1 protein-coding gene is annotated in these 804 nt (G+C 69.2%); it reads right to left on the reverse strand.

Going from position 1 to position 804, the window contains the following annotated elements; all coding sequences use genetic code 11:
• The coding region (locus OGL93_RS22145) for a phosphopantetheine-binding protein (protein WP_263265166.1) at positions 1-804 on the reverse strand (804 nt) is incomplete at both ends.

Below are 804 nucleotides of genomic sequence, written 5' to 3' on the forward strand. Positions count from 1 at the left end.
TGCCAGCACCGCGCGCAGCAGCGGGCCTTCGCTCAGGGTGAGGCTGCGCTGGGCGTCTTCGCAGAGCGCTTCCAAGGCTGCACTGTCACTGACTTCCACCTGCCACAGCAGGTTGGGCCGCGCCGTGGGCTGGTGCTCGCCCTGCCAGCCCTCGGGGCCCTCGCGGAACATCAGGCGCAGGGCGTCGTGGTGCCCCACCAACGCATCCAGGGCCACGGCCAGCGCCTCACCGCGCAGCACCTCGCGCGGTTGCAGCAGCAGCGCCTGGTTCCAGTGCTGGCGGTTAGGGATGGGCTGCTCGAAAAAGTACTGCTGGAACGGCAGCAACGGCGTGATGCCGCTTACCGAGCCCTGGTCGACCTGCCGCGCTTCGCCGCGCTGGGCAACCCGCGCCAGGGCTTGCACTGTTTGGTGCTGGAACAGGTCCCTGGGGGTGAACTGGATGCCGGCGGCGCGCGCGCGGCTCACCAGCTGGATGGAGATGATCGAATCCCCGCCCAAGGCAAAGAAGTTATCGGTAACCCCCACGGCCTCGCGCTTGAGCAGGTCCGCCCAGAGCGAGGCCAGCGCCTGCTCCATCGCCGTGGAAGGCGCCACGAAACGTTCGACCAGGGCATCCGAGGCGGGCCGTGGCAGCGCGCGCCGTTCCAGCTTGCCGTTGGGGCTCAGCGGCATGGCGGCCAGGGCGACCCATTGCGCCGGCACCATGTAGTCCGGCAACTGCGCGGCCAGGTGAGTGGCCAGTTCGCCTTGCCAGCCATCCGGCTCGCTGGTCAGCACCACGTAGCCGACCAGTTGCTTGCT

This window comes from Pseudomonas sp. RIT-PI-S (assembly GCF_025642975.1).
GTDB lineage: Bacteria > Pseudomonadota > Gammaproteobacteria > Pseudomonadales > Pseudomonadaceae > Aquipseudomonas.